This is a genomic window from Parvibaculum sp. (assembly GCF_019635935.1).
Classification (GTDB): Bacteria; Pseudomonadota; Alphaproteobacteria; order Parvibaculales; family Parvibaculaceae; genus Parvibaculum.
The window spans coordinates 3,373,507-3,396,149 of record NZ_JAHBYN010000001.1; the positions used below are offsets into that span (position 1 = coordinate 3,373,507).

At 63.6% G+C, this 22,643-nt stretch carries 21 protein-coding genes, 1 tRNA gene and 1 pseudogene; 16 read left to right on the top strand and 7 right to left on the bottom strand.

The genetic code is table 11. The annotated features are described in order from the left end of the window. Positions 1 to 67: 67 nt before the first annotated feature. Both KF719_RS16535 and KF719_RS16540 read left to right on the top strand, forming a co-directional pair. Positions 68 to 1,219: an AAA family ATPase gene (locus KF719_RS16535; RefSeq protein ID WP_293510238.1), complete on the top strand. Its 1,152-nt coding sequence runs from the start codon at positions 68 to 70 to the stop codon at positions 1,217 to 1,219. 209 nt (positions 1,220 to 1,428) lie between these two features. Further along, the gene (locus KF719_RS16540; protein ID WP_293510240.1) at positions 1,429 to 2,550 is read left to right on the top strand and encodes a plasmid recombination protein; all 1,122 of its coding nucleotides are present in this window, start codon (positions 1,429 to 1,431) and stop codon (positions 2,548 to 2,550) included. Between the two features lie 10 nt (positions 2,551 to 2,560). Here the strand turns inward: KF719_RS16540 and KF719_RS16545 are convergent, their stop codons facing one another. The 3 genes and pseudogenes from KF719_RS16545 to KF719_RS16550 all read right to left on the bottom strand — a co-directional run bounded on the left by KF719_RS16545 (position 2,561) and on the right by KF719_RS16550 (position 4,643). Beyond that, complete coding sequence (locus tag KF719_RS16545) at positions 2,561 to 4,270, bottom strand: site-specific integrase (RefSeq protein WP_293510242.1); 1,710 nt, start codon at positions 4,268 to 4,270, stop codon at positions 2,561 to 2,563. 27 nt (positions 4,271 to 4,297) lie between these two features. After that, positions 4,298 to 4,462 (bottom strand): annotated as a pseudogene (locus KF719_RS18160) (DUF6538 domain-containing protein); the annotation flags it as partial. 107 nt (positions 4,463 to 4,569) lie between these two features. Next, a tRNA-Gln gene (locus tag KF719_RS16550) sits at positions 4,570 to 4,643 on the bottom strand. 254 nt (positions 4,644 to 4,897) lie between these two features. Between KF719_RS16550 and KF719_RS16555 the strand changes: the two genes are divergently transcribed. From KF719_RS16555 to guaA, 6 genes are all read left to right on the top strand, one after another. After that, on the top strand, positions 4,898 to 6,244 hold the full coding sequence (locus tag KF719_RS16555) for a Ppx/GppA phosphatase family protein (RefSeq protein WP_293510244.1): 1,347 nt from the start codon (positions 4,898 to 4,900) through the stop codon (positions 6,242 to 6,244). A gap of 1 nt (position 6,245) precedes the next feature. Further along, entirely contained in the window at positions 6,246 to 6,998 is a 753-nt protein-coding gene (locus KF719_RS16560; RefSeq protein ID WP_293510246.1) for an RlmE family RNA methyltransferase, read from the top strand. 104 nt (positions 6,999 to 7,102) lie between these two features. After that, complete coding sequence (gene guaB / locus KF719_RS16565; protein WP_293510248.1) at positions 7,103 to 8,563, top strand: IMP dehydrogenase; 1,461 nt, start codon at positions 7,103 to 7,105, stop codon at positions 8,561 to 8,563. A 28-nt stretch (positions 8,564 to 8,591) separates the two neighbouring features. Then, complete coding sequence (locus KF719_RS16570; protein WP_293510250.1) at positions 8,592 to 9,890, top strand: RsmB/NOP family class I SAM-dependent RNA methyltransferase; 1,299 nt, start codon at positions 8,592 to 8,594, stop codon at positions 9,888 to 9,890. 119 nt (positions 9,891 to 10,009) lie between these two features. After that, positions 10,010 to 10,459, top strand: a complete 450-nt coding sequence (locus tag KF719_RS16575; protein WP_293510252.1) for a tetratricopeptide repeat protein — start codon at positions 10,010 to 10,012, stop codon at positions 10,457 to 10,459. 9 nt (positions 10,460 to 10,468) lie between these two features. Then, positions 10,469 to 12,019, top strand: coding sequence for a glutamine-hydrolyzing GMP synthase (guaA, locus tag KF719_RS16580; protein WP_293510253.1), 1,551 nt, complete (start codon positions 10,469 to 10,471; stop codon positions 12,017 to 12,019). 6 nt (positions 12,020 to 12,025) lie between these two features. Here guaA and KF719_RS16585 read toward each other — a convergent pair whose 3' ends face one another. Both KF719_RS16585 and KF719_RS16590 read right to left on the bottom strand, forming a co-directional pair. Further along, complete coding sequence (locus KF719_RS16585) at positions 12,026 to 13,042, bottom strand: aspartate-semialdehyde dehydrogenase (protein WP_293510254.1); 1,017 nt, start codon at positions 13,040 to 13,042, stop codon at positions 12,026 to 12,028. 91 nt (positions 13,043 to 13,133) lie between these two features. Then, positions 13,134 to 13,649, bottom strand: coding sequence for a winged helix DNA-binding protein (locus KF719_RS16590; protein WP_293510256.1), 516 nt, complete (start codon positions 13,647 to 13,649; stop codon positions 13,134 to 13,136). 174 nt (positions 13,650 to 13,823) lie between these two features. Here KF719_RS16590 and KF719_RS16595 point away from each other — a divergent pair, with 174 nt between their 5' ends. From KF719_RS16595 to der, 8 genes are all read left to right on the top strand, one after another. Next, entirely contained in the window at positions 13,824 to 15,098 is a 1,275-nt protein-coding gene (locus KF719_RS16595) for a cytochrome P450 (protein ID WP_293510258.1), read from the top strand. Next, positions 15,095 to 15,499 (top strand): nuclear transport factor 2 family protein, encoded by a 405-nt coding sequence (locus KF719_RS16600; RefSeq protein ID WP_293510260.1) that lies wholly within the window; start codon positions 15,095 to 15,097, stop codon positions 15,497 to 15,499. Before KF719_RS16595 ends, KF719_RS16600 begins: the two co-directional genes overlap by 4 nt. A gap of 48 nt (positions 15,500 to 15,547) precedes the next feature. Next, on the top strand, positions 15,548 to 16,081 hold the full coding sequence (locus tag KF719_RS16605) for a tetratricopeptide repeat protein (RefSeq protein ID WP_293510262.1): 534 nt from the start codon (positions 15,548 to 15,550) through the stop codon (positions 16,079 to 16,081). Beyond that, positions 16,078 to 16,845, top strand: a complete 768-nt coding sequence (locus KF719_RS16610; RefSeq protein WP_293510263.1) for a hypothetical protein — start codon at positions 16,078 to 16,080, stop codon at positions 16,843 to 16,845. The genes KF719_RS16605 and KF719_RS16610 overlap by 4 nt, the downstream gene beginning before the upstream one ends. A 195-nt stretch (positions 16,846 to 17,040) precedes the next feature. Next, a complete protein-coding gene (gene panB / locus KF719_RS16615; protein ID WP_293510265.1) occupies positions 17,041 to 17,865 on the top strand; it encodes a 3-methyl-2-oxobutanoate hydroxymethyltransferase in 825 nt (274 codons plus the stop codon). Between the two features lie 145 nt (positions 17,866 to 18,010). Next, positions 18,011 to 18,757: a tetratricopeptide repeat protein gene (locus KF719_RS16620; RefSeq protein ID WP_293510267.1), complete on the top strand. Its 747-nt coding sequence runs from the start codon at positions 18,011 to 18,013 to the stop codon at positions 18,755 to 18,757. A 6-nt stretch (positions 18,758 to 18,763) separates the two neighbouring features. Beyond that, positions 18,764 to 20,152 (top strand): PQQ-like beta-propeller repeat protein, encoded by a 1,389-nt coding sequence (locus tag KF719_RS16625; protein WP_293510269.1) that lies wholly within the window; start codon positions 18,764 to 18,766, stop codon positions 20,150 to 20,152. Positions 20,153 to 20,200: 48 nt separating this feature from the next. Further along, positions 20,201 to 21,607 carry a ribosome biogenesis GTPase Der gene (der, locus tag KF719_RS16630; RefSeq protein WP_293510271.1) on the top strand — a complete coding sequence of 469 codons (1,407 nt, stop codon included), beginning with the start codon at positions 20,201 to 20,203 and terminating at the stop codon, positions 21,605 to 21,607. Between the two features lie 16 nt (positions 21,608 to 21,623). Here the strand turns inward: der and KF719_RS16635 are convergent, their stop codons facing one another. Both KF719_RS16635 and KF719_RS16640 read right to left on the bottom strand, forming a co-directional pair. Further along, on the bottom strand, positions 21,624 to 21,869 hold the full coding sequence (locus KF719_RS16635; RefSeq protein ID WP_363318020.1) for a hypothetical protein: 246 nt from the start codon (positions 21,867 to 21,869) through the stop codon (positions 21,624 to 21,626). A 54-nt stretch (positions 21,870 to 21,923) separates the two neighbouring features. Beyond that, positions 21,924 to 22,643, bottom strand: coding sequence for an SDR family NAD(P)-dependent oxidoreductase (locus KF719_RS16640; protein ID WP_293510274.1), 720 nt, complete (start codon positions 22,641 to 22,643; stop codon positions 21,924 to 21,926).

A 22,643-nucleotide genomic window follows, 5' to 3' on the forward strand; every position in this document is an offset into this window, starting at 1 on the left:
TCCGACCGGACGAAATCAAATCCTGTTTCAGCGGGCACTTCCCGTTGATTTCAGACAGGAGTAGAGAATGACCGACACGCTAGACGACGACTACATGGATATCTTGAACTCGCTGACGGGAATGGACTCTGGTGACACAGAGAGCAATGGCACCGCCGCGACACCCCCAAGAATCATCCCAGAAGATGTGAACCAGCGCCTTCAGGTAGCTTGTGCTGGGACAAGTTTTCTGACGCTCGAAGACTTGAGGAATCAGCCCCTCCCGGAACACTTAATCGAGGGGCTTTTGGTTGAAAAAACCCTGTCTTCCCTGTATGGCCCGTCAGGCTTCGGAAAGAGCTTTATCGCCTTGGACTGGGCGATGGCCATTGCTACTGGCCGACCGGTCTGGGAGCGCGAAGTTCAGGCGGGCCTTGTTCTTTATGTTGTCGCGGAAGGGGAAGGCGGTTTTCCTCTCCGCACGACTGCGTGGGAGGTCGCCAACGGCGTCGCCAATCCGCCCTCCGCAATCATCTTCGAGTATGTGCCGCTGGACCTTTCCGACCAGATACAGGTCCAGACTTTTATGGATAGGGCTCGTGCGCTTGCGGAACAAGTCGATGTTCCGTTGTCTCTAATCGTCCTGGATACGCTGGCGCGCTGTATGAGCGGCAACGAAAGCGCAACAGACGACATGAAAACTGCGGTCGAAGGTGCGGACACTATCAGGCGGGAGCTGGACACATCTGTCCTCCTTGTCCACCACAGCCGGAAGGACGACGGCGAGGTTATGAGGGGAAGTTCAGCGTTGTGGGCAAGCCTTCAAACCATCGTCAACATCAAGAAGGGGCAGGTTGACGGCGAAATCATCGCCGTCGTGAAGAAGCAAAAAGACGGACCGGAAGAAGCATTCCGCTTATCGCTCGACCCGGTTGAATGCGGAATGGATGAGTCCGGAAAACCGCTCGATAGTCTCGCGGTGCGCTTCATCGAAGTTGTGGACGAAGTTAAGTCGCCACGTCGTTTGCGTAGTCCCGACCATCTCACTCCCAGTGAGGAGTCAATGCTCTCGCTACTCGACGACAATCCAGAGGGAGTCACCCGCAAGGAGTGGCACGCCTTGGGAGAAATGGTTGGCGTTGGTACGGGGCGCTCCGCCACTCGCAACGAAGCAATAAAATCGCTTCAGAGGAAAGGGCGCATACGTGAGGACGATGGTCGTTTCTTCGTCGTGTCGTGACGAACTGACGGACGCTTCCTTTAAGGCGAAGCGTCCGTCCGTTTCCGTCATTGCGTCGCAGACCCGACATTTGTGAGCGCTACTTCGGAGCGCAGAACAAATATAGTCGGTCACTAGGTATTCTCACTTGCTAATCACCACCAAATAAACCTACAGCGCCAGTTGTCATTTGAAATTCCACCCCTAGGTCAACATCGAAAGGGGATGGTATGGCGCTACAATTTCTTCATGTCGACACGGTTGCCCGGTCTGTGCCCAAAAAGGCAACGACGAAGCGATGGGCGCTGTCCGACGTGCTTGCGGAAGCAAACCGGGTCGATGATGCGTGCCCCCATATAGAGAAACCGCAGATGCCCACGAGACTCTATGGGGTGCCACTCTCGATAGTTGAAAGTGCGGCGTTGAGGAGGGCCAACGATGCGCGCGACGCAATGGGCCGCAGGTTACGCAAAGATGCGCCGGTGATGATTGCGGGTGTTACCAGCTACCCTATTCGCGTGACAGAACTCGATGAAACGACGCGCGTTGACCTCGCGGCGTGGGAGAAGCGCACAACGGGATGGTTGCGGAGCCGCTTTGGTGACGGGCTTGCGTCGGTAATACGGCACACCGACGAGGAATTTCCTCACCTACATTTTTTTGTTGTTCCGGAGTTGACGGACGCAATGTCGCTCAATCTAGAGGCTGTTCATCCGGGAATTGGCGCGCGCGAACTCGCGAAACGCGCCGGCAAAAGCAACAAGGAAGCGAACCGGTCATATTGCGAGGCGATGCGCGCATTACAGAACGATTTCCATGAGGCGGTGGGCATCTTCCACGGCCACTTGAGACACGGCCCGAGGCGGCGTCGCCTCTCGCGAGGCGCGTATCTCTCGGAACAACAAGAGGCACAACGGAGGGCCAAGCTTATGAATAAGGTTGAAAACGAACTGGCGGACCTCGAAATGCTGCGAGTTGAGGTCGCGCTCAACTCACGCGCTCGCGAACGGGTGGACATTCTCGAAGTGGAGAATCGAAGCTTGCGAGAAGAGGTGGAGAGGAAAACTCTTGCGGCCGAGACTGCTTCACGAGAAGCGGAGACGCTGCGGAAGGATAAGAGCGTCCTTCGTGCCGCCGCCGCGCATTCGGCAAAGGTCATCTTTCACTTTGTTGGTCTTATCGTGAGCGGCGAAGAAAAATATCGTTCCTTCTTCATGTCCTGCCCGCTTCCCCACGGCGTTCACCCGGAGCCGTGGGAACGACTCCGCCTGTTCTTGTTCGGGTCCAAGGACACGCCAGACGCCCGTGCGCGTTCTAGAAAGCGTGCTGACGACGAAAGGACGCACACCTAGTGATTCTTCTCTAGAGCGGAAGCTTGAAGTTCAGTTGTTCGACTGTTTCTTTCTTCTGCCTCATCGAAACATTGGCACCATAGACGGCCGCCGTAACGCCTAGGTCTTCATGTCCGACCAGAAGCGCAATTGAGTCGGTGCCAATTCCCTTGTTTCGCAATGCTTGAATGAAATTGTGCCGGAAGCTGTGAAAGCTGGTGCCCGGATAGTAGATGCCCAATTGCTTTCGATAATATCGAAACCACTTTCCCAACTGCTCCCCATACTCCAGATATGTGCCGGTCCTCCGCAAACCTTGAAATATTTGAGCCCTTGGTCCAGCGGCATGGACATACTGCCGAAATCCCAACTGAAGTAGTTTCGAGTGAATCGGCACCTGACGAATGGCCGCCATGGATTTTACACGTGTGCCATTTTTCGGTCTGATATTCACGACCCAGATATCGTCGATTTCTTCAAAATCGCTTGCTGACAGTGCCGCCAGTTCTTCTCGACGCAAGCCAGCGTAGAGCGCCAAAAGCGGACACCAGTAGTGCCAGTCCTTCACAAGGGCTTTTCCGGGTGCTGTGCGCACGGCTTCGCTCTGGTAACCCTGCCAAGCCGGAGAATGAAATAGCTCATAAAGTTCATCTTGCGTGAACGCCCGGCGCGTTCCACGGCGCGCGGTCTCGTTCGAGATTAGTTTCTTGCGGAAGAGGGTGCCCGAAAATGGATTATGTGCCCGCAAGGATTCAGGAACGACCGAAGACCGCCACAGGCCAGTAAAAAAGGATAGATGTTTGTTGGTCGTTTTCATTCGCATGCGGTCTGTTTTCTTCTGCGCGTCAGCTCGCAATATTCTCTTATTTTCCCACTCGATTGTGTGCGCATCACGTGGCGCCCGTTGGATTTCTTCTTCCAGCCGGTCGGCCGCTTTTATCGCCTGCGAAGGCGTGAGATTCCTGTATATGCCTTTTCCGATAGTCACGGGCACACGAGACATTTCCTGGCGGAATTTTTCCACGTGGTGTCGCTCGATTTCTCCCATTGCCATGTTTCCGACCAAGTCTAGGAAGTAGCGGATGGCAGTCTGGTCATCGCGTGCTGTTTTCGCGCACGTTCCGCCTTGGCGACGCAGAGCCATGAATTCTCGCGCGGCATCTTCCAGCGAGCGGGACAGAAAGTCGGCTTCGCGCTTTCTGATTGCTCCAATCGCTCGTCCAGCAGGCTCGTGCTCTCCGTCACGATATTTGCGCGCGATGAAACCCGGCAGGAGTTCGCTCTGTGAGAAATCTCCGTTCCATCGCTGCTCCTCAATGGCGTATGCCGCAGCGATGACGCGCGTGGTATCCCGGAGAAAGGCAGTATATTCGTCCGATTTCTTCGAGAGAGTAAGTCCAGCGTCAGTCAGAGCGTTGTCCGCAATAGCTTTTGCGGGCTCCGATAGATTCCAATAGGCATAGCTTTGCCACTCGGCGGTGAGGATGTCCGGCATCGTTGCCGCCCGCGCCGACTCCTCGATAAACTCCTCCCAATCCTCGTCCGTCCATTGACTGGGATGTGGCGCGGGATTGGCGGCGACAGGTGTGTGGGGTCCTCCCGGCGGCGGCGCGTATCGGTTGAAGCCATCCGGGTCTGTGTCCCGCAGGCGGTCGCCCTCGTCAATGATACGGAAAAATATGCGTTCGAGCACGAGGCGCAACTGAAGGCGAGATGGTCGGAAGCTGGCTGGGGCGTTCATCAGGAGCTTTCCCGTTGTGTCGAGGGCTACCGAGAAGCGACGGGCGCGCTGACGCGCCTGACGCGGCTCGGCTGTCCGCAGCGACCACGCGAGGTGGCTCCGGCCGAGGGCCTCCCGAAGCGGACCCGCAAGCCTCGCACGCCAGTAGTAAATCGGACCTCTACGATAGAGGTGAATGTGATTGGACGGCACGGTCTGGCCTCTCTGCGAGCCGTGTGCCGCACGCAGGTGTTACACATGCGTGTTGCAGCGGCGGTGGAGCCCGAGAAGCCGTTAGTTATCAGCATGTTAAGGAAAATTGGCTGGGGGACTAGGATTCGAACCTAGACTGGCGGAGTCAGAGTCCGCTGTCCTACCGTTAGACGATCCCCCAAAGCGCCGAGCAAAGCTCCGATTTTCGCCGTTTTCGGCCGGGAATCGAGAGCGGCATGCGCCTTGGTCGCGCGGGCGAAACCTAGTCGCCGCCCCCCTGTTCGTCAACCTCGGGGATGGCGCCGGGCCCGGGCGCGCGCGGCTTTACCGCGGGGCTCAGGCTGCTAGACTGAACCCAACTGAAAGAACAGGGAATCCGGTCGGAAGCGCGGTGCGCGTAAAGCGATGCCTCGCCGCTTCCCGGGTCTGAGAACCGTGCGCCCAGAAACCGACGGCGGTTCGGGCGGCCCAGACGGGGCCGCCGCCGCTGAAAAGGGCCTGTCCGCGCCGCGCCAGCCTTCCGGGGAGGGTGCTGCCGGCTCCGGGGCCGCGACCGCCGATCCGGCCCCCGAGCCGGAGGCGACGCAGAGCCGTGCCGACGGCGCATCCAATGGCGAATCCGCTCCTCCGAAAAAGCGCCGCCGCCGGCGCGGCCGTCGTGCTGGCCGCCAGGGCGAGCGCACAGGGGCGCCCAAACCATCCGCACAGCCGCACAACGGCACGCCGCCCGCGTCGCGCGCACCCGCCGACACGCTTTATGCGGCGCTCGATCTCGGCACCAACAATTGCCGGCTGCTGATCGCCCGCCGCAGCAGCGACGGTTTCAATGTCGTCGATGCCTATTCGCGCATCGTGCGGCTCGGCGAGGGTCTCGCCCGCACCGGCGCGCTGAGCGAGGCCGCGATGACCCGCGCCATCGATGCACTGAAAATCTGCGCCGACAAGATGCGCCGCCGCGGCGTCGTCCGCGCCCGGACCATCGCCACCGCCGCCTGCCGCACGGCGTCCAACAGCGACGCCTTCATCGAGAGCGTGAAAAGCCAGACCGGCCTATCGCTCGAAATCGTCTCGACCGAAGACGAGGCGCGCCTCGCGGTCGCGGGCTGCGCGCCGCTGCTCGATCCGGGCTGCACCTCGGCGCTGGTCTTCGACATCGGCGGCGGCTCCACCGAATTGATCTGGGTGCGGATGCCGGGCGACGATCGTCGCGGCCGGCCGGTGATCGGCGACTGGATTTCGCTGCCCTGCGGCGTCGTCACGCTGGCCGAACATCACGGCGGCGTCGATGTGCCGGCCGAACTCTACGACCGCATGGTCGCCGAAGTCGGCGAGCAATTGACGCCGTTCCACGAGCGCATCCGCGCGATGGAAGCGGGCGAGGGCGGTTTCCATTTGCTCGGCACCTCCGGCACGGTCACGACCATCGCAGGCGTCCATCTCGGCCTCGAACGCTACGACCGCACGCGCGTCGACGGCGTCTGGATTTCGCCCGGCGATGTTCAGCGCGTCACGCAGTCGCTGCTGGCGATGGACTACGGCAAGCGCGCCGCGCATCCCTGCGTCGGCGGCGAGCGCGCCGATCTGGTGCTGGCCGGTTGCGCGATTTTCGAGGCGATTGCGCGCGCCTGGCCGGCCGAACGTCTGCGCGTTGCCGATCGCGGCCTGCGCGAGGGTATTCTGATGTCGCTGATCGAAGCGGATGCGCGCCGCGGCCGCCGCCGTCGCCGGAGGCGCCGCCGCAATGCCCATCGCGCTTCCGAAGCGCCGGCGCAGGTGAACTGACATGGCGGCAGGCGACAAGACCGGCAAAGGCGGCAAGGGCGCGGGCAGCGGCGCTCGCACGTTGAAAGTGCGCGTCAAGACCGCGCGCCGGCGCAGCAACTCCTCGACGCGCTGGCTGCAGCGCCAGCTCAACGATCCTTATGTCCATGCCGCGAAGCGCGAAGGCTATCGCTCGCGCGCCGCCTTCAAGCTTGCTGAAATCGACGACAAGTATCGATTCCTGAAACCCGGTGGTCGTGTGGTCGATCTCGGCTGCGCGCCGGGCGGCTGGAGCCAGGTGGCGGTCGCCCGCGTCAATGCGCAAGGCACGGCGGGCAACCGCCAAGGCCGTGTCATCGGCCTCGACTATCTCGAAATGGATCCCGTGCCGGGCGCCACCATCCTGCAACTCGACTTTCTTGACGAAGGCGCCGATACGCGCGTGAAGGAGCTGCTGGCGGGCGAGGCCGATGTCGTGCTGTCCGACATGGCCGCGCCGACGACCGGCCACAAACAGACCGACCACATGCGCATTATGTCGCTCTGCGAGATCGCCGCCCAGTTCGCGGTCGAGGTGCTGGCGCCGGGCGGCACCTTCCTCGCCAAGGTGCTACGCGGCGGCACAGAGAATGAATTGCTGGTGCTCCTGAAGCGCCATTTTCAGACCGTCCGCCATGTGAAACCCAAGGCGAGCCGCGCCGATTCGGCCGAGATGTATGTGCTGGCCCAAGGCTTTAAGGGCCGTTCCGCAAGCGATTCGGCAGACGCCGAATGACGCCCCAAAACTGCCTTTGCATTCCCCGATATAGATGTTAAAAGCCAGCGCCAACACACGATAGGGTGTGTCCCCGCATCGGGGCCAAGGTAAAGGCTGGCAGTATGATCCGTGAAGCGCTGACGTTCGACGACGTTCTCCTGCTCCCTGCCGCTTCCACGGTTCTCCCGAGCCAGGCCGATACGAAAACGCGACTGACGCGCTCCATCGCCCTCGGTATTCCCATCGTCTCCGCCGCCATGGACACCGTCACCGAGGCCCGCCTCGCGATTGCGCTGGCGCAGGCCGGCGGCATCGGCGTTCTCCACCGCAACATGGACCCCGACGTGCAGGCCGAGCATGTGCGTCAGGTCAAGAAGTTCGAAAGCGGCATGGTGGTGAACCCGGTCACCATCGGTCCGGACGCGACATTGGCCGACGCCTTCGCGCTGATGAAGCGCCACGGCATCACCGGCATCCCGGTGGTCGAGGAGACGGGCAAGCTCGCCGGCATTCTCACAAACCGCGACGTGCGCTTCGCGACAAATCTTGCAGAGCCGGTGCGCAACCTGATGACCAAGGACAATCTTGTCACGGTCGCCGACGGCGTCAGCCAGGACGACGCCAAGCGCCTGCTGCACAAGCACCGCATCGAAAAGCTGCTGGTCGTCGACGAGGCCTATCGCTGCATCGGCCTCATCACCGTCAACGACATCGAGAAAGCGCAACTTCACCCCAATGCGGCGAAGGACGAGCAGGGCCGCCTCCGTGTTGCCGCCGCCACCACGGTTGGCGATGAAGGCTTCGCGCGCTCCGAGGCGCTGATGGCCGCCGGTGCCGACGTGATCGTCGTCGACACGGCGCATGGCCACTCGGCACGCGTTTCGGAAGCGGTCGAACGCATCAAGAAAATTTCCAACGCAACGCAGGTGATTGCCGGCAATGTAGCAACCGCGGATGCCGCCCGCGCGCTGATCGACGCCGGCGCCGATGCCGTCAAGGTCGGCATCGGCCCGGGTTCGATCTGCACCACCCGCATCGTCGCCGGCGTCGGCGTGCCGCAATTGACCGCCATCATGGATGTCGCCGAAGCCGCGCAGAAAACCAGTACGCCCGTCATCGCCGATGGCGGCATCAAGTTTTCGGGCGATCTGGCGAAGGCGATTGCCGCCGGCGCCGATTGTGCGATGCTCGGCTCGCTTTTCGCGGGAACAGAGGAAAGCCCCGGCGAGGTCTTCCTGTTTCAGGGCCGCTCCTACAAGTCCTATCGCGGCATGGGTTCGGTCGGCGCGATGGCCGTGGGCTCCGCCGACCGCTATTTCCAGCAGGACGTGAAGGACTCGCTGAAGCTGGTGCCCGAAGGCATCGAAGGTCAGGTGCCCTACAAGGGCCCCGTCGGCAATGTCATCCACCAGCTTGTCGGCGGTCTGCGCGCCGCGATGGGTTACACCGGCAACGCCACCATCGCCGATTTCCAGAAGAACGCCGAATTCGTCCGCATCTCCTCGGCGAGCCTGCGCGAAAGCCATGTCCACGACGTAACGATCACGCGTGAAGCCCCGAACTATCCCGGCGGTGTGAGCTGACCTGGCATCGCGACACCGGGAGCCTGAAATGACGCCCGGCGCACGCCTGCAATCGGCCATCGGCATTCTGACCGGCATCTTCGAAACACGCCAACCGGCCGACCGCGCCTTCGACGCATGGGCGCGCTCCAGCCGCTTTGCCGGTTCGAAGGATCGCGCGGCCGTCAGCGAAATCGTCTTCTCCGTCCTTCGTCATCGCGCGCAGCTCGCGGCCGCCACCGGCTCGGATGCGCCGCAGCTACTAGCCTTCGCGGCAATTGCTTTGCTGCAAGGGGAGGGCGCGGATGCCGCCGCCGCGCGCGCCGACGGCACGCCCCATGCGCCATCGCCGCTGACCGACGACGAAACCGCCGCGCTCCGTGCCGCCGCCCTGCCGGGCCCGGACGCGCCGCCATGGGTCAGGCTCAACTATCCCGAATGGTTGCATCCCGAATTCGAGGCCGCGCTGGGGAACTCGCTCGAAGCCGAAATGGCTGCGCTGATGGAACGTGCGCCCACGGATCTCCGCGTCAATGCGCTGAAAGCGACGCGCGACCGGGCGATGGCGCTGCTCGCGGATGAGAACGTCGAGACCGAACCGACGCCGCTTTCGCCCTGGGGCCTGCGCCTCACCGGCCGCGCCAACATTCTGGGCCTCGCAAGTTTCCGCGACGGCGTGATCGAGTTGCAGGACGAGGGGTCGCAGCTCGCCTGTCTGGCGACGGGCGTGACGCCCGGCGAGCAAGTGGTCGATCTCTGCGCCGGTGGCGGCGGCAAGTCATTGGCGCTCGCCGCGATGATGCGCAATCGCGGTCAGGTCCACGCCTGCGACACCGATGCCCGCCGCCTCGGCAAGCTGATGCCCCGTGCCCAGCGCGCCGGCATCCGCAACATCCAGACGCGCACCCTCGGCCGATTTGCGCCCGGCGCAGCGGATGCCGACCTCGCCGATCTCGAAGCGCGCATGGATTGCGTGCTGGTCGATGCGCCTTGCAGCGGCACCGGCGCCTGGCGGCGCAACCCCGACGCCCGCTGGCGCATCGATCCCGAAACGCTCGCCGGTTACCGCGCCGCGCAATCCGAAGTGCTGGCGCGCGCCGCCCGGCTGCTCCGTCCCGGCGGCCGCCTCGTCTATGTCACTTGTTCGATGCTGCCGTCGGAAAACGAAAAACAGGTCGAGGCTTTTCAGGCCGCCCATACGGATTTCGCCGCAATGCCGTGGCGCTCGCTCTGGCCCGCCGATATCGCTCCGCCGCCGCATGCAAACGACGGTGCATACCTGCGCCTGACGCCCGGCAGTGCCGGAACCGACGGCTTTTTCATCGCCATCCTGCGGCGGGAGGGCTGACGATGTTGCGCTGCGGCAGAAGGCTTGACGGATTTCGGGAAGGATGGTCTATCGAACCACATACCCCCCGAAAGCCCGGACCTATGCCCGCCGCCGCTCTCCGAACCCCGTTCCGATCTGTGTTCCCGGCGGCCCTTGCGCTGCTGCTGGCGCTGGCGCCATGCGTCGCCCATGCAGTCGATGAAGCCTCGATGCGCCGTTCGGCCGAACTCGGCGAACGCGGTATTGAAACGGCGGCGGCCGGCGATCTTCCGGCCGCGCAATGGCTCCTCGAACGCGCCATCGCGGCCAATCCCGCCAATGCGCGCGCCTACGCCCATCTCGGCAGCGTTCATCAGTCGAAAGGCGACACGCGCCTTGCCCGCAAATACTACGGCATCGCGCTCGAGATCGATCCGACCGAGCCCGACGCATTGAACCGCCTCGCGCAGCTCGACATCGCGCAGGGCAATCGCGCGGCCGCCGAGCAGCGCCTTCGCATCCTGCGTTTCCATTGCGAAAACTGCGTACAGACACAAGAACTCGCGCGCCTGCTTTCATCCGGAACCGCCGCGCCCCTCGAACCTTGAAGTTGGACGATGAACGAAGACCGTATTCTCATTATCGATTTCGGTAGCCAGGTTACGCAGCTCATCGCGCGCCGCGTTCGCGAAAGCGGCGTCTATTGCGAGATCGTACCCTTCAACAAGGCCGATGGCCTCGACAAGCTTTTCGCTCCGAAGGCGGTCATCCTGTCGGGTGGCCCGGCAAGTGTCACCGGCATCGGCACGCCGCGCGCACCGGAATGGGTTTTCAAGGCCGGCGTTCCCGTTCTCGGCATCTGCTACGGCGAGCAAACCATGTGCGCCCAGCTCGGCGGCAAGGTCGAGAGTTCCGACGAGCGCGAGTTCGGCCGCGCCGTCATCGAGGTGTTGGAGGACAGCCCGCTCTTCGAAGGGTTGTTGCAGGCGGGTGAAAGCGAGCCGGTCTGGATGAGCCATGGCGACCGCGTTGTCGCGCTCCCGTCGGGCTTCAAGACCATCGCCGTCAGCCGCAACGCGCCCTTCGCCGCCATCGCCGACGAGGAGCGCCGCTTCTACGGTGTGCAGTTCCATCCCGAAGTCGTGCACACGCCGCGCGGCGCCGCGATGCTGAAAAACTTCACGCACAAGATCGCCGGCTGCAAGGGCGGCTGGACGATGGCCGCCTTCAAGGAAACCGAAATTGCCAAGGTCCGCGCCCAGGTCGGCAAGGGCAAAGTGATTTGCGGCCTCTCGGGCGGCGTCGATTCATCCGTGGTCGCCGTGTTGCTGCACGAAGCCATTGGCGATCAGCTTCAATGCGTTTTCGTCGACACCGGCATGATGCGTGCCGGCGAGGCCGATCAGGTCGTCAACCTCTTCCGCCACCACTACAACATTCCGCTGGTCAACCGCGACGCGACGGACCTTTTCCTCGGCAAGCTCGACGGCGTCTCCGACCCCGAGAAAAAACGCAAGATCATTGGCGCAACCTTCATCGACGTCTTTGAGGAGGAAGCGAAAAAGGTCGGCGGCGCCGACTTCCTGGCGCAAGGCACGCTTTACCCGGACGTCATCGAAAGCGTCTCCTTCGCGGGCGGACCCTCGGTCACGATCAAGAGCCACCACAATGTCGGCGGCCTGCCTGAACGCATGAACATGCAGCTCGTCGAGCCCCTGCGCGAACTCTTCAAGGACGAGGTGCGCATCCTCGGCCGCGAGCTCGGCCTGCCGGAAGAATTTGTCGGCCGCCATCCGTTCCCCGGTCCCGGCCTCGCGATCCGCGTGCCGGGCGAGATCACGCGCGAAAAACTCGACATCCTGCGCAAGGCCGACGTGATCTATCTCGACGAGATCCGCAAGGCCGGTCTCTACGACACGATCTGGCAGGCTTTCGCGGTGCTGCTGCCGGTGCGCACCGTCGGCGTCATGGGCGACGAACGCACATATGATTATGTCTGCGCGCTGCGCGCCGTCACCTCCATCGACGGCATGACGGCCGACTACTACCCGTTCAGCCACGATTTCCTGGGCCACGTCTCGACGCGCATCATCAACGAAGTCCGCGGCATCAACCGCGTCGTCTACGACGTTACGTCGAAGCCGCCGGGAACAATTGAGTGGGAGTGATCGCGCTCAGCGCTTGACGAGAATCTCGCCGATCTGCACCGCGTTCAGCGCTGCGCCTTTCAGCAGCTGGTCGCCGGCGACGAACATCGCGATCGAGCGTCCGCTCGGATCGGAAATATCCTGCCTGATGCGGCCGACCAGAATGTCGTCCTGACCGGACGCATCCTTCGGCATCGGGAAATAGTTCCCCGCCACGTCGTCGACGATCTTGATGCCCGGCGCGGTGGAAAGAATTTCGCGCACCTGATCCGGCGAAATCGGCTTCTCGCATTCGAAGTCGAGCGCTTCGGAATGCGCGCGCAACACCGGCACGCGGACGCAGGTCGCCGTCACGCGAATGTCGGGATCGCTGAAAATCTTCTTGGTCTCCTTCACCATCTTCAGCTCTTCCTCGTTGTAGCCCGTCTCCGGGTCGACATTCGAGTTGTGGCTGAAAACGTTGAAAGGGTAGGGGTGCGGAATGATCTTCTGCTCGAACGGCTCGCCCTTCAGGAAAGCGCGCGTCGCCTGTTCGAGTTCTTCCATCGCCGCTGCGCCCGCGCCCGACGCCGCCTGATAGGTCGCGGCGACAATGCGCTTGACGCGATTGACCTTGTGGATCGGCCAGAGTGGCGTGATTGCAATGATGGTCGAGCAGTTCGGATTGGCGATGACGCCCTTGTGCCCGAGCGCCGCCTCCGGGTTGATTTCCGGGATCACCAGCGGCACGTCGGGGTCCATGCGGAAGGCCGACGAATTGTCGATCATCACCGCGCCGGCATCCTTCACCGCCTTGAGGAACCGCTTCGAAATGCCGCCGCCCGCCGAGAAAAAGGCGATATCGACGCCCGCAAAGCTCGCATCCGTCAATTCCTCGACGAGAATGTCCTTGCCGCGGAAGCGCATGGTTTTGCCGGCCGATCGCGCCGAAGCCAGCAGCTTCAGTTCCTTCACCGGGAAGTTGCGTTCCTCAAGGCAGCGGATCATCTCGACGCCGACGGCGCCGGTCGCGCCCGCAATGGCGACGACGGGGTTCGAAATCATGTGTCTCGGGCTCCGGACAGGGCCGCACACCGGCCCTCTGAATTTGCGCCGTGCCTATAACAGCAGCGCCGCCTCCGGACAAGGCCGGCGCTCAGCGGAAGCTTTCGACGATCTCCGAAACCCGCTTGAAGAAATGCAGGCCCTGCTCGATTTCCTCGTCTGTCATATAGTCGATGATCCGCTGCACATAGGCCTCGCCGCCCGCGATCATCTTCTTCATATGGGTCTCGCCCTTGGGCGTAAGAATGACGATTTTCTCCCGCCCCGATTTCGGGTTCTCGACCATCCGCACCAGTTCCAGCGGCGGCAGGGCCATGGCCCGGAGCGCCTTGGTGATGGCGGCGCCTGATATCTCGAACCAGGTTTCGAGCGACCGCTCGATGGCCTTGCGGTCCATTTGCCGGCCGCCTTCGCCCTCCGAATGGATCAGCCACAGCATCGCCACCTGGTGACGGCTGAGCTGCCCGGCGCGCAGCGCGTCCTCCACGCCGATGCCCGCCTTGTAGTGGATGGGGTAGTAATATTCGAGGAAGCGCAGGGCCCCCTGAGGTATTTGCGATGCGGCCCCGCCGCCCGCCTTCCCGCTACTGGCCTTCTTGACCGCCACACGCCTGTCCTTTCGCTGCGCGGCCCGAAGGCGCGCGATTCCTTTGGTGCATCCTAGCGCGGACACCGCCCGTTTCTGCGGTATAAACTATTTACAAAAGAAATAGTTTATGAAATGAATTATAAAGACGAATGGCCGGCAAGGCCGAAAGCGGGCGCGAAAGGGGAGAGAAGAATGCAGAACAGCCGGACAGCCGATGCCGCGGGAGACGAACTTGTGGCGCTGGTCGCAGCGCTCCCCACGGGCGACACCATTGCCGCGCCCTATGCACTCTACGACCGACTCAGGCCCCACGCCCCGGTCTATGGCTATCGGGACTACCCGCCGGGCACGGTGCCGGATGCCGACGAGGCGGTCACGGCCTGGGTGCTACTGGACTACGACCAGGTCTCAGCCGCGGCCCGCGACCACCGCGTCTTCTCGTCGCGCGACCCGCTTCAGGAGCAGTCCTCGGCGCCGACCCTGATGCTGGTCAATCACGACAACCCCGAACACGACCGCCTGCGCGGCATCGTCAATCTGGCCTTCTCCCGGCCGCGCGTCGAGGCGCTGGACCCCTGGGTGCGCGAGATCGTCGACAGCATGGTCGCGGACCTCGGCGAGCGCGACGTCGAGGTGATGGAGGCGCTCGCGGCGCGCATTCCAGCGCGCATCATGGTCGGGCTGCTCGGGCTTCCCGAAAACGTCGTCGACCGCTTCCGTCACTGGGCGACCGCCTTCATGCTCTCGGCCGATCTATCGCCGGCCGAACGCGAGGCGAGCAACGGCGAACTGGTCGAATATTTCGTCGGAATCGTCACCGAACATGACCGCGCGCTGAAGGCCGGCGAGACTTTGCCGGACAGCCTGATCGTCGCGCTCTTGAAGGCGGACGCCGGCGGCGAAAAGCTGACCCTCGACGAGGTGATCCGCTTCTGCATCACGCTGGTGGTCGCCGGTTCCGAAACGACGACCTTCCTGCTCGGCAACCTGCTTCACAATCTGGCGGCAATGCCCGGGGTGCGCGCGCAACTTGCCGCCGACCGCAAGCTCGTCGGCGCCTTCATCGACGAGAGCCTGCGCCACAGCGGCCCGCCGCAGCGTTTGTTCCGCGTCGCGACGCAGGATGTCGAGATCGGCGGAAAATATATCGCGGAAGGAGATTGGGTGGCGCTCTTCTTTGCCGCCGCAAATCACGATCCGAAAGTATTCCCGGATCCTTCCCGCTTCGACATCACGCGGCCGAACCTCAACAAGCAACTCACCTTCGGCGTCGGTATCCATCACTGCCTCGGCTCGGCGTTGGCGCGCATGGAAGGCCGGGCGCTCGTCGAAACCATGCTGGATCGCATGTCCGACATACGTCTCGGCGATGCGCCGCCGGTGCCGCAGCGCGCAAGCCTGCTCAATCATGGCTTCGACAGCCTGACGCTTCGTTTCACACCAGCCCGCCCGGAGGCCGCCGAATGACCGCCGCAACCGAACGCAATATCGCCGCGACGCAGGCACTCTTTGCCGCTTTCGGCGCCAAGGACATTCCGGCCATCCTCGAATATCTCCATCCCGACATCGTGATCGAGTTCTATGGACCTTCCACGATCCCCTATGCGGGGACCTATCGCGGCCTCGGCGAATGCCGGCGCTTCTTCGAAACCGTCCTCTCGTCGGTCGACATTCATCAATTCGACGCCGAGGAGTTCATCGCCGAGCGCGACAAGGTCATCGTCACGGGACACCTCAATCTGACGGCGCGTTTGACCGGCCGGACCATCGATTCCGATTTCGTCCATGTCATTACCTTGAAGGACGAAAAATGGGCGCGATTCCGCGATTTTATGAACACAGCTGAAGCCGTCGCGGCTTTCTCCTGACGGCCGGACCGGATAGTCTGTCTCCCGGAGTTCGAAGGGAGATGGAATATGTACGGTTCCACACGAGTGATTTTTGCAATATCGGCCTTTGTTGTGGCCATCGCGCCGGCAGCGCGCGCGGATGCGATCGCCGACAGCAATCTCTGCTACGCCCAGTTCAGCACCGGCGACTACAAGGCGGCGATCTCCTATTGCTCCAGCGCGATCTCTTCCGGCGAGCTCGAAGATCCCGACCTGATCGCCGCCCTCATCAATCGCGGCGTCGCCTACAAGAATGTCGGCGATCTGGCCGCGGCCGTGAACGACTACACCCGTGCGCTGCGCATCGCGCCTGCCGACGCACTGGTCTATCAGAACCGCGCCAACGCCCTGCGCGAGATGGGCGAGCTCGATGCGGCGCGCGCCGATATCGACCGGGCGCTTGAAATCGACCCGGAACGCGCCGCTGCCTGGTATGTGCGCGGCGAGATCAGCTTGGCGGAGCGCGACACAGATGCCGCCCGCGAGGATTTCCGCGCGGCACTCAATCTCGAACCGGAAAACGAAGTCTACAAGGAGAAATTCCTGGGGCTGAACCGATGACGAAATTGAAGCTCGACATCCTCGGAACGGTTCGCGAGGCCTATGGCGGCGCCTGGACGCATATGGGTGAGATGCTGCGGCTGATCTGGTTGCCGGGCCTTCTCTATCTGGCGACCGCCGTGATCTCGATGTTTGTCGACCCGGCGGAAGACCTGCTGACATCGTTGCTGCTCAATATCGTTGCGCTTTTCCTCTGGCCGATCATCGCCGTCACATGGCATCGCTTCGTTTTGATCGGCGATGCGCCGGCCGGCAGTTTTCATCTGCATTTCGGCCGCCGCGAAGCGCGCTTCTTGATGGTCTCGTTCTTCCTGTTCCTGCTGTTGCTGCCGGGGCTGCTGCTGGCAATGGCCGGCACCACCGTCGCGCAAGAGCAACCGCAATCGACGACGGGTTCATTGCTCGGTTTCATCGGCATGTTGCTGATCCTCGTTTCGGTCTACTTCTTCGTCCGCCTTTCGCTGCTGCTGCCTGCCGCGGCGGTGGACGATCCGGTCGACGCGCGCCTCGTGCTGGAGCGCACACGCGGCAATTTCTGGCGGATGGTCGTCGTCTTCGCGCTGATCGTGTTGCCGATCGCCTTGTGCGTCGTCCTGCTTGCAAGCCTGATGCAGGCCATGCCGGCCCTCGCCATCCTCGGCGCCGCCGCCTTCGCGGTCATCTCGATCTTCTTTGCCATCGTCAATGTCGCGGTCCTTTCGGTCGTCTACCGCGAACTCGTCGGCCCGCCCGGCACGCAAGCGCCGGATTTCGACGACGCGTGAGGTTCCGGCCGCCCGATTGCACTGGTGCCCCATTCTTTGTATGGTCCGCTCAGAAGGATCAGGAAAGGTGCCGGGAGGCATCTAAGGGCTTGTTCTGTAAGCCTTTTTCGCAGCGGCATCCGGCCGCCGTCGCAATTCCCCGCAGACGCCCCATGTAAGGGCGGTATCCGCGGCCACGCGTAAAGGATGATCCGAATGTCCGTACAGTCGAAGATCAGGCGCATCACCGTGCCGGAAATCCGGGGCCGCAAGGGCGCCGAGCCCATCGTCTCGCTGACCGCCTATCACGCCCACACGGCCCGCTACATCGACCCTTACGTCGACTTCCTGCTGGTGGGCGACAGCCTCGGCATGGTCATGTACGGCATGGAGACGACGCTGGGCGTCACCCTCGACATGATGATCGCGCATGGCGCGGCCGTCGTGCGCGGCACCGAGCGCGCCTTGGTCGTAGTCGACATGCCCTTCGGCTCCTATGAGGAAAGCCCCGAAATCGCCTTCCGCAATGCCTGCCGCGTCATCAAGGAAACCGGCTGCACGGCCGTCAAGCTCGAAGGCGGCACCCGCATCGCCGAAACGATCCGTTATCTCAGCCTGCGCGGCATCCCGGTCATGGCCCATATCGGCCTGACGCCGCAGAACATCCAGGTGATGGGCGGCTTCAAGACGCAAGGGCGCGAGGAGAGCGAGTGGGCCGCCATCGAGGCCGATGCCGCCGCCGTCGCCGAGGCGGGGGCCTTTGCGGTCGTGCTCGAAGGTATGGCCGAGCCGCTGGCCGCCCGCATCACCGGCCAGATCGACATTCCGACCATCGGCATCGGCGCTTCGCCCCATTGCGACGGCCAGATTCTGGTGCTGGAAGACATGCTGGGCCTGTCGCCGAAGCCGGCGAAATTCGTCCGCGAATTCGCCACGCTGGGCGCCCAGATCGCCGGTGCCGCCGAGGCCTATGCCCGCGCCGTCCGCGACCGCAGCTTCCCCGGCGTCGAAAACACCTACGGCATGAAAAAGGTAAAATAGCTCAATCTGTTGCGCGATTCGGCCGCGGCGGCGGACGGTTTGCCATTGGCGGATTGCCGGGGTATTTTACGCGGCCTGCAGGGGGTAGGCGCCGGGCGCGAGGCTCTGTTCCCGCGCCCTCTGATTTTCTCCGCGGAGTAATGTTTTGACCGATCTCTTTCGCGAAGTCGAAGAAGACCTTCGCCGCGAACAATTCAGCAAGCTTTGGGACAAGTACGGTCTCTATCTCATCGGTTTTGCGGCCGGCATCGTGCTGATCGCTGCTGCCTTCATCGGCTGGCGCGCCTGGTCGAACGCGCAGAAGGTCGAGCTGTCGGCGCAGTTCGACGAAGTGGTCCGGCAGGCCGAACGCGCCCAGCCGCAAGAGGCAGCGGCGCTCTTCGGCAGCCTCGCGGCCGAGGCGTCGGGCGGCTATGAAACGCTGGCCCGGCTGCGCGAGGCTGACGCGCTTCTCGATGCGGGCGATCGCGCGGCGGCACTGGCGGCCTATGAGCGCGCCATCCAGTCCAGCGCGCCGGCGATCGTGCGCGGCATGGCCCGCATCAAGGCCGCCTTCATTCTGGTCGACGAGGCAAGCTACGACGACATGAAGGCGCGGCTTCAACCGCTGCTGACCGGGTCTTCGCCTTGGCGCGGAAACGCCCTGGAGCTGCTGGCCCTGTCGGCCGCGAAAGAGGGCGTCTGGCAGGATGTGAATACGAACGCGCAGGCGATCATCGACAATCCGTCGGTGCCGGCGGGCCTTCGCGACCGCGCCCATATCTTGCAGGCGCTCGCGGCGCCCCATTTGCCGCGCGCCGGCGAGGAAGAAGCAGCGCCGGCAGCCGCCGGAACGGTTGCGGAAGAAGCGGTCGACGAACAGGGACCGGACGCTCAGGAAGAGACGGAGTAATCGGAGATGACGGCGGAATTCATGTTGACCGGTCCGGATGCGGCTTCTTCCCGGGTCACGCGGTACAGGACGTTTCGGCTCGCGGTGCTGGGTCTTGCGATGGCGGGCATCGCCGGTTGCGACACCGTGACAGGCATCTTTACTTCCGATGACAAGACGGTGCTGCCCGGCGAACGTCTTTCGGTGATGGAGCTCGGTGCCGTTCTCGAGGTCGATCCGGCGGTTGCCGACCTGGACATCGAGCTGCCGCCGGCGCGCGCCAACGCCGACTGGCCGCAGCCGGGCGGTGCGCCGTCCAACGCGATGCACCATCTGGAAGCATCCGGCAATTTCGCGCGGGCATGGTCGGCCAATGCCGGTTCCGGTTCGTCGGGCGCGGCGCGTCTGGTCGCGGTTCCGGTGATCGTCGGCGAGCGGATCTACGTGCTCGACGCGCGTGGCAGCGTCCGCGCCATGGAGCGCCAATCCGGCCGGACGGTCTGGACGGTGTCGCTCGTGCCCAAAAACGAAAACGCCGCCGAAGCGCGCGGCGGCGGCATCGCCTATGACGACGGCAAGATTTTCGTGACGACGGGCTTCGGCAACGTGCATGCGCTCGATCCCGCCGGCGGCGCCGAACTCTGGGTGCAGGCGATCGGCGATCCGTTCCGCGCCGCGCCCACCGCGACCGGCGGCCGCATCTTCGCCGTCACCGCCGACAATCAGATGATCTGCATATCCCAGGACAGCGGCGAAGTCCTGTGGCGTCATCGCGGCATCGTCGAAAGCGCCGGTATTCTCACCTCCACCAGCCCGGCCGTTTCGGGCGCCGTCGTCATCGCGCCTTATTCCTCCGGCGAGCTTGTCGCGCTGCGCGTCGAGAACGGCACGCCGGTCTGGTCGGACTCGCTCACCCGCACCGGCAACGTCACCTCGCTCAGCGAACTCAACGACATCGCCGGCCGCCCGGTGATCGACCGCAACCGCGTCATCGCCGTCAGCCATTCGGGCCGCATGGTGTCGATCGACCTGCGCACCGGCGAGCGCGTCTGGACGCGCGACATCGGCAGCGTGCAGACGCCCTGGGTCGCCGGCGAATATATTTTCGTCGTCACCACGTCGCAGGAACTTCTGGCGATCTCGCGCCGCGACGGCCGCATCCGCTGGCTGTCGGCGCTGCCCCGCTACAAGAATCCCGAAAAGCGCACGGGCAACATCGAATGGAGCGGACCGATACTGGTCGGTGAACGATTGTTCCTCGTTTCATCGGATCGCGACGCAATAACGGTCTCGCCCTATACCGGCGAAATCGGCGAAACCATTTCGCTTTCCGGCGGCGCGTTGATCCCGCCGGTCGTTGCGGGCGGCACGGTCTATGTTCTGACCAACAACGCAACGCTGGTTGCCCTGCGATAGGGCGGCCGCGCGCGGCAAGTGCCTCGTGCATCAGAGAGGCTGACTAACGTGTCATTCACGGTCGCCATTGTCGGTCGGCCCAATGTCGGCAAGTCCACCCTGTTCAACAGGCTGGTGGGCAAGAAGCTCGCATTGGTGGACGACACGCCGGGCGTCACGCGCGACCGGCGCGAGGGCGACGCGCATCTTGGCGATCTCAGCTTTAAGGTCGTCGACACGGCCGGCCTCGAGGAAGCGACCGGCGACAGCCTGGAGGCGCGGATGCGCCGTCAGACCGATCAGGCGATTGCCGAGGCCGATGTCTGCCTGCTGCTGATCGACGCGCGCGCCGGCGTCACCCCGCTCGACAAGCGTTTCGCGCAAATCCTGCGCAAGTCGCCGACGCCGGTCATCCTCGCCGCCAACAAATGCGAGGGCGGCGCAGGGCAGGCGGGCCGCATGGAGGCCTACGAACTCGGTCTCGGCGCGCCGCTGCCGCTCTCGGCCGAACATGGCGAGGGCCTGAGCGACCTCTACGACGCACTGGCCGCCTTTGCCGACGGCTTCGCCGAGAACGATGAGGAGCAGGCGCTGGAGGATGCGCTCGCCGACGACGAGGCCGAAGGTTTCGATCCCGACGCGCCCTACGAGCCCGATCTCGAAGCGCCGCTGCGCATTGCGATGGTCGGCCGCCCCAATGTCGGCAAGTCGACGCTGGTGAACCAGCTTCTCGGCGAGGACCGCATGCTGACCGGCCCCGAGGCCGGCATCACCCGCGACAGTATCGGCATCGAATGGCTCTGGCGCGGCCGCCGCGTCAAGCTCTGGGACACCGCCGGCATGCGCCGCCGCGCGCGCGTCGTCGCCAAGCTCGAAAAGCTCTCGGTCGCCGACACGCTGCGCGCCATCCGCTTTGCCGAAGTCGTCGTCGTCGTGCTCGACGCGAGCCAGCCCTTCGAGCGTCAGGATCTGCACATCGCCGATCTCGTTGAGCAGGAAGGCCGCGGCCTGCTGATCGCGGTCAACAAATGGGACACGGTGACGGACACGCAAACGACGCTCCGCATGTTGAAGGAGGAGCTGGAACGCCTGCTGCCGCAAATCCGTGGCGTCCCCATCGTCACGCTTTCGGCGCTGACCGGCCGCGGCACCGACAAGCTGATGCCGGCCATCGAGCGCGTCCACACCTTCTGGAATGCCCGCGTCTCGACCGCGAAGCTCAACCGCTGGCTGGAGGAAACCGTCTCGCGCCACCAGCCGCCGGCCGCCAAGGGCCGTCCGGTCAATCTCAAATACATGTCGCAGGTGAAATCGCGCCCGCCGACCTTCGCGGTATTTTCCAGCCGCGCCGACGAAGTGCCGACCTCCTATCGCCGCTACCTGGTCAACGGCCTGCGCGAAACCTTCGACCTCCCCGGCATCCCGATCCGCCTCTTCATGCGCAAGGGCAGGAACCCCTACGCGAAGAAGAAGTAACGACCTGCCGTCGTTCTCAACTGTCGAGATAGCCCGCAAGCTCCTGCTCGAATTCCGGGAAATAGCGGGAGATGATGGTCACGTCGAAGCGGCCGAGAATGCTCTCCTTCGGCTCGCGGTCGAGCAGAAAGCGGAACGCGGCGTCGATACACTCCTCGGGCGTATGAGCGCCGCCTGTCAGCTTTTCGAAAACCGCCTGCGCCATCGTCACTCGGTGGCGGCTCTCGCTCTTGCCCTCGCGGATTGTGACATCGAACGTCAAGGGATCGCCGTCATCCGCGCGCACAACATCAATGTTGCGCGCCGCCGTCACGGCTCAGGCTTTCACTTTCTCGTAAGGCACGATCTCGCCGTTCTTCGTGTAGCTCGGCATCGCCATCTCGATAAACAGCGGCACGAGATCGGCGGGTCGCGTCAGCGTCGTCGGGTCTTCGCCCGGCATTGCCTTCTTGCGCATCGCGGTGCGCGTCGGGCCGGGTGAGAGCAGGTTGACGCGCACGGATGTTTTTTCGAGTTCGCCGGCCCAGGTCTTCACCATCGCGTCGAGCGCGGCCTTGGTCACCGAATAGCCGCCCCAATAGGGCCGGCATTTCTGCGCCGCGCCGGAGGTCACGAAAATCGCGCGCCCCGCATCGGACCTTTTCAGCAGCGGCTCCATCGAACGGATCAGCCGGAAATTCGCCGTCACGTTGACGGCGAGCGTCTTGTCCCAGTCCTTCGGCTCCATGTGGCTGAGCGGCGTCAGCGTGCCGAGCGAACCGGCATTGCCGACCAGAATGTCGAGCTTGCCCCAGCGCTCGAAAATCGTCGCGCCCAGCCGGTCGATGCCGGGAAAATCGGTAAGGTCGAGCGGCACCAATGTCGCCTTGCCGCCGACTTTGCGGATTTCGTCGTCCACTTCCTCAAGCCCGCCAACCGTGCGCGACACGAGAACGACATGCGCGCCTTCCGCCGCCATGCCGAGAGCGACGGCGCGCCCGATGCCGCGCGATGCGCCGGTGATGACCGCAAGGCGGTCCTGCAAACGTCCACTCAT

Bases quoted from the DNA above. Each gene is read 5' to 3' on its own strand.
- KF719_RS16535 (WP_293510238.1), top strand. From the start codon at position 68: ATGACCGACACGCTAGACGACGACTACATGGATATCTTGAACTCGCTG.
- KF719_RS16540 (WP_293510240.1), top strand. From the start codon at position 1,429: ATGGCGCTACAATTTCTTCATGTCGACACGGTTGCCCGGTCTGTGCCC.
- KF719_RS16545 (WP_293510242.1), bottom strand. From the start codon at position 4,270: ATGAACGCCCCAGCCAGCTTCCGACCATCTCGCCTTCAGTTGCGCCTC.
- KF719_RS16560 (WP_293510246.1), top strand. From the start codon at position 6,246: ATGGCGGCAGGCGACAAGACCGGCAAAGGCGGCAAGGGCGCGGGCAGC.
- guaB (WP_293510248.1), top strand. From the start codon at position 7,103: ATGATCCGTGAAGCGCTGACGTTCGACGACGTTCTCCTGCTCCCTGCC.
- KF719_RS16570 (WP_293510250.1), top strand. From the start codon at position 8,592: ATGACGCCCGGCGCACGCCTGCAATCGGCCATCGGCATTCTGACCGGC.
- guaA (WP_293510253.1), top strand. From the start codon at position 10,469: ATGAACGAAGACCGTATTCTCATTATCGATTTCGGTAGCCAGGTTACG.
- KF719_RS16585 (WP_293510254.1), bottom strand. From the start codon at position 13,042: ATGATTTCGAACCCCGTCGTCGCCATTGCGGGCGCGACCGGCGCCGTC.
- KF719_RS16595 (WP_293510258.1), top strand. From the start codon at position 13,824: ATGCAGAACAGCCGGACAGCCGATGCCGCGGGAGACGAACTTGTGGCG.
- KF719_RS16600 (WP_293510260.1), top strand. From the start codon at position 15,095: ATGACCGCCGCAACCGAACGCAATATCGCCGCGACGCAGGCACTCTTT.
- KF719_RS16605 (WP_293510262.1), top strand. From the start codon at position 15,548: ATGTACGGTTCCACACGAGTGATTTTTGCAATATCGGCCTTTGTTGTG.
- KF719_RS16610 (WP_293510263.1), top strand. From the start codon at position 16,078: ATGACGAAATTGAAGCTCGACATCCTCGGAACGGTTCGCGAGGCCTAT.
- panB (WP_293510265.1), top strand. From the start codon at position 17,041: ATGTCCGTACAGTCGAAGATCAGGCGCATCACCGTGCCGGAAATCCGG.
- KF719_RS16625 (WP_293510269.1), top strand. From the start codon at position 18,764: ATGACGGCGGAATTCATGTTGACCGGTCCGGATGCGGCTTCTTCCCGG.
- KF719_RS16640 (WP_293510274.1), bottom strand. From the start codon at position 22,643: ATGAGTGGACGTTTGCAGGACCGCCTTGCGGTCATCACCGGCGCATCG.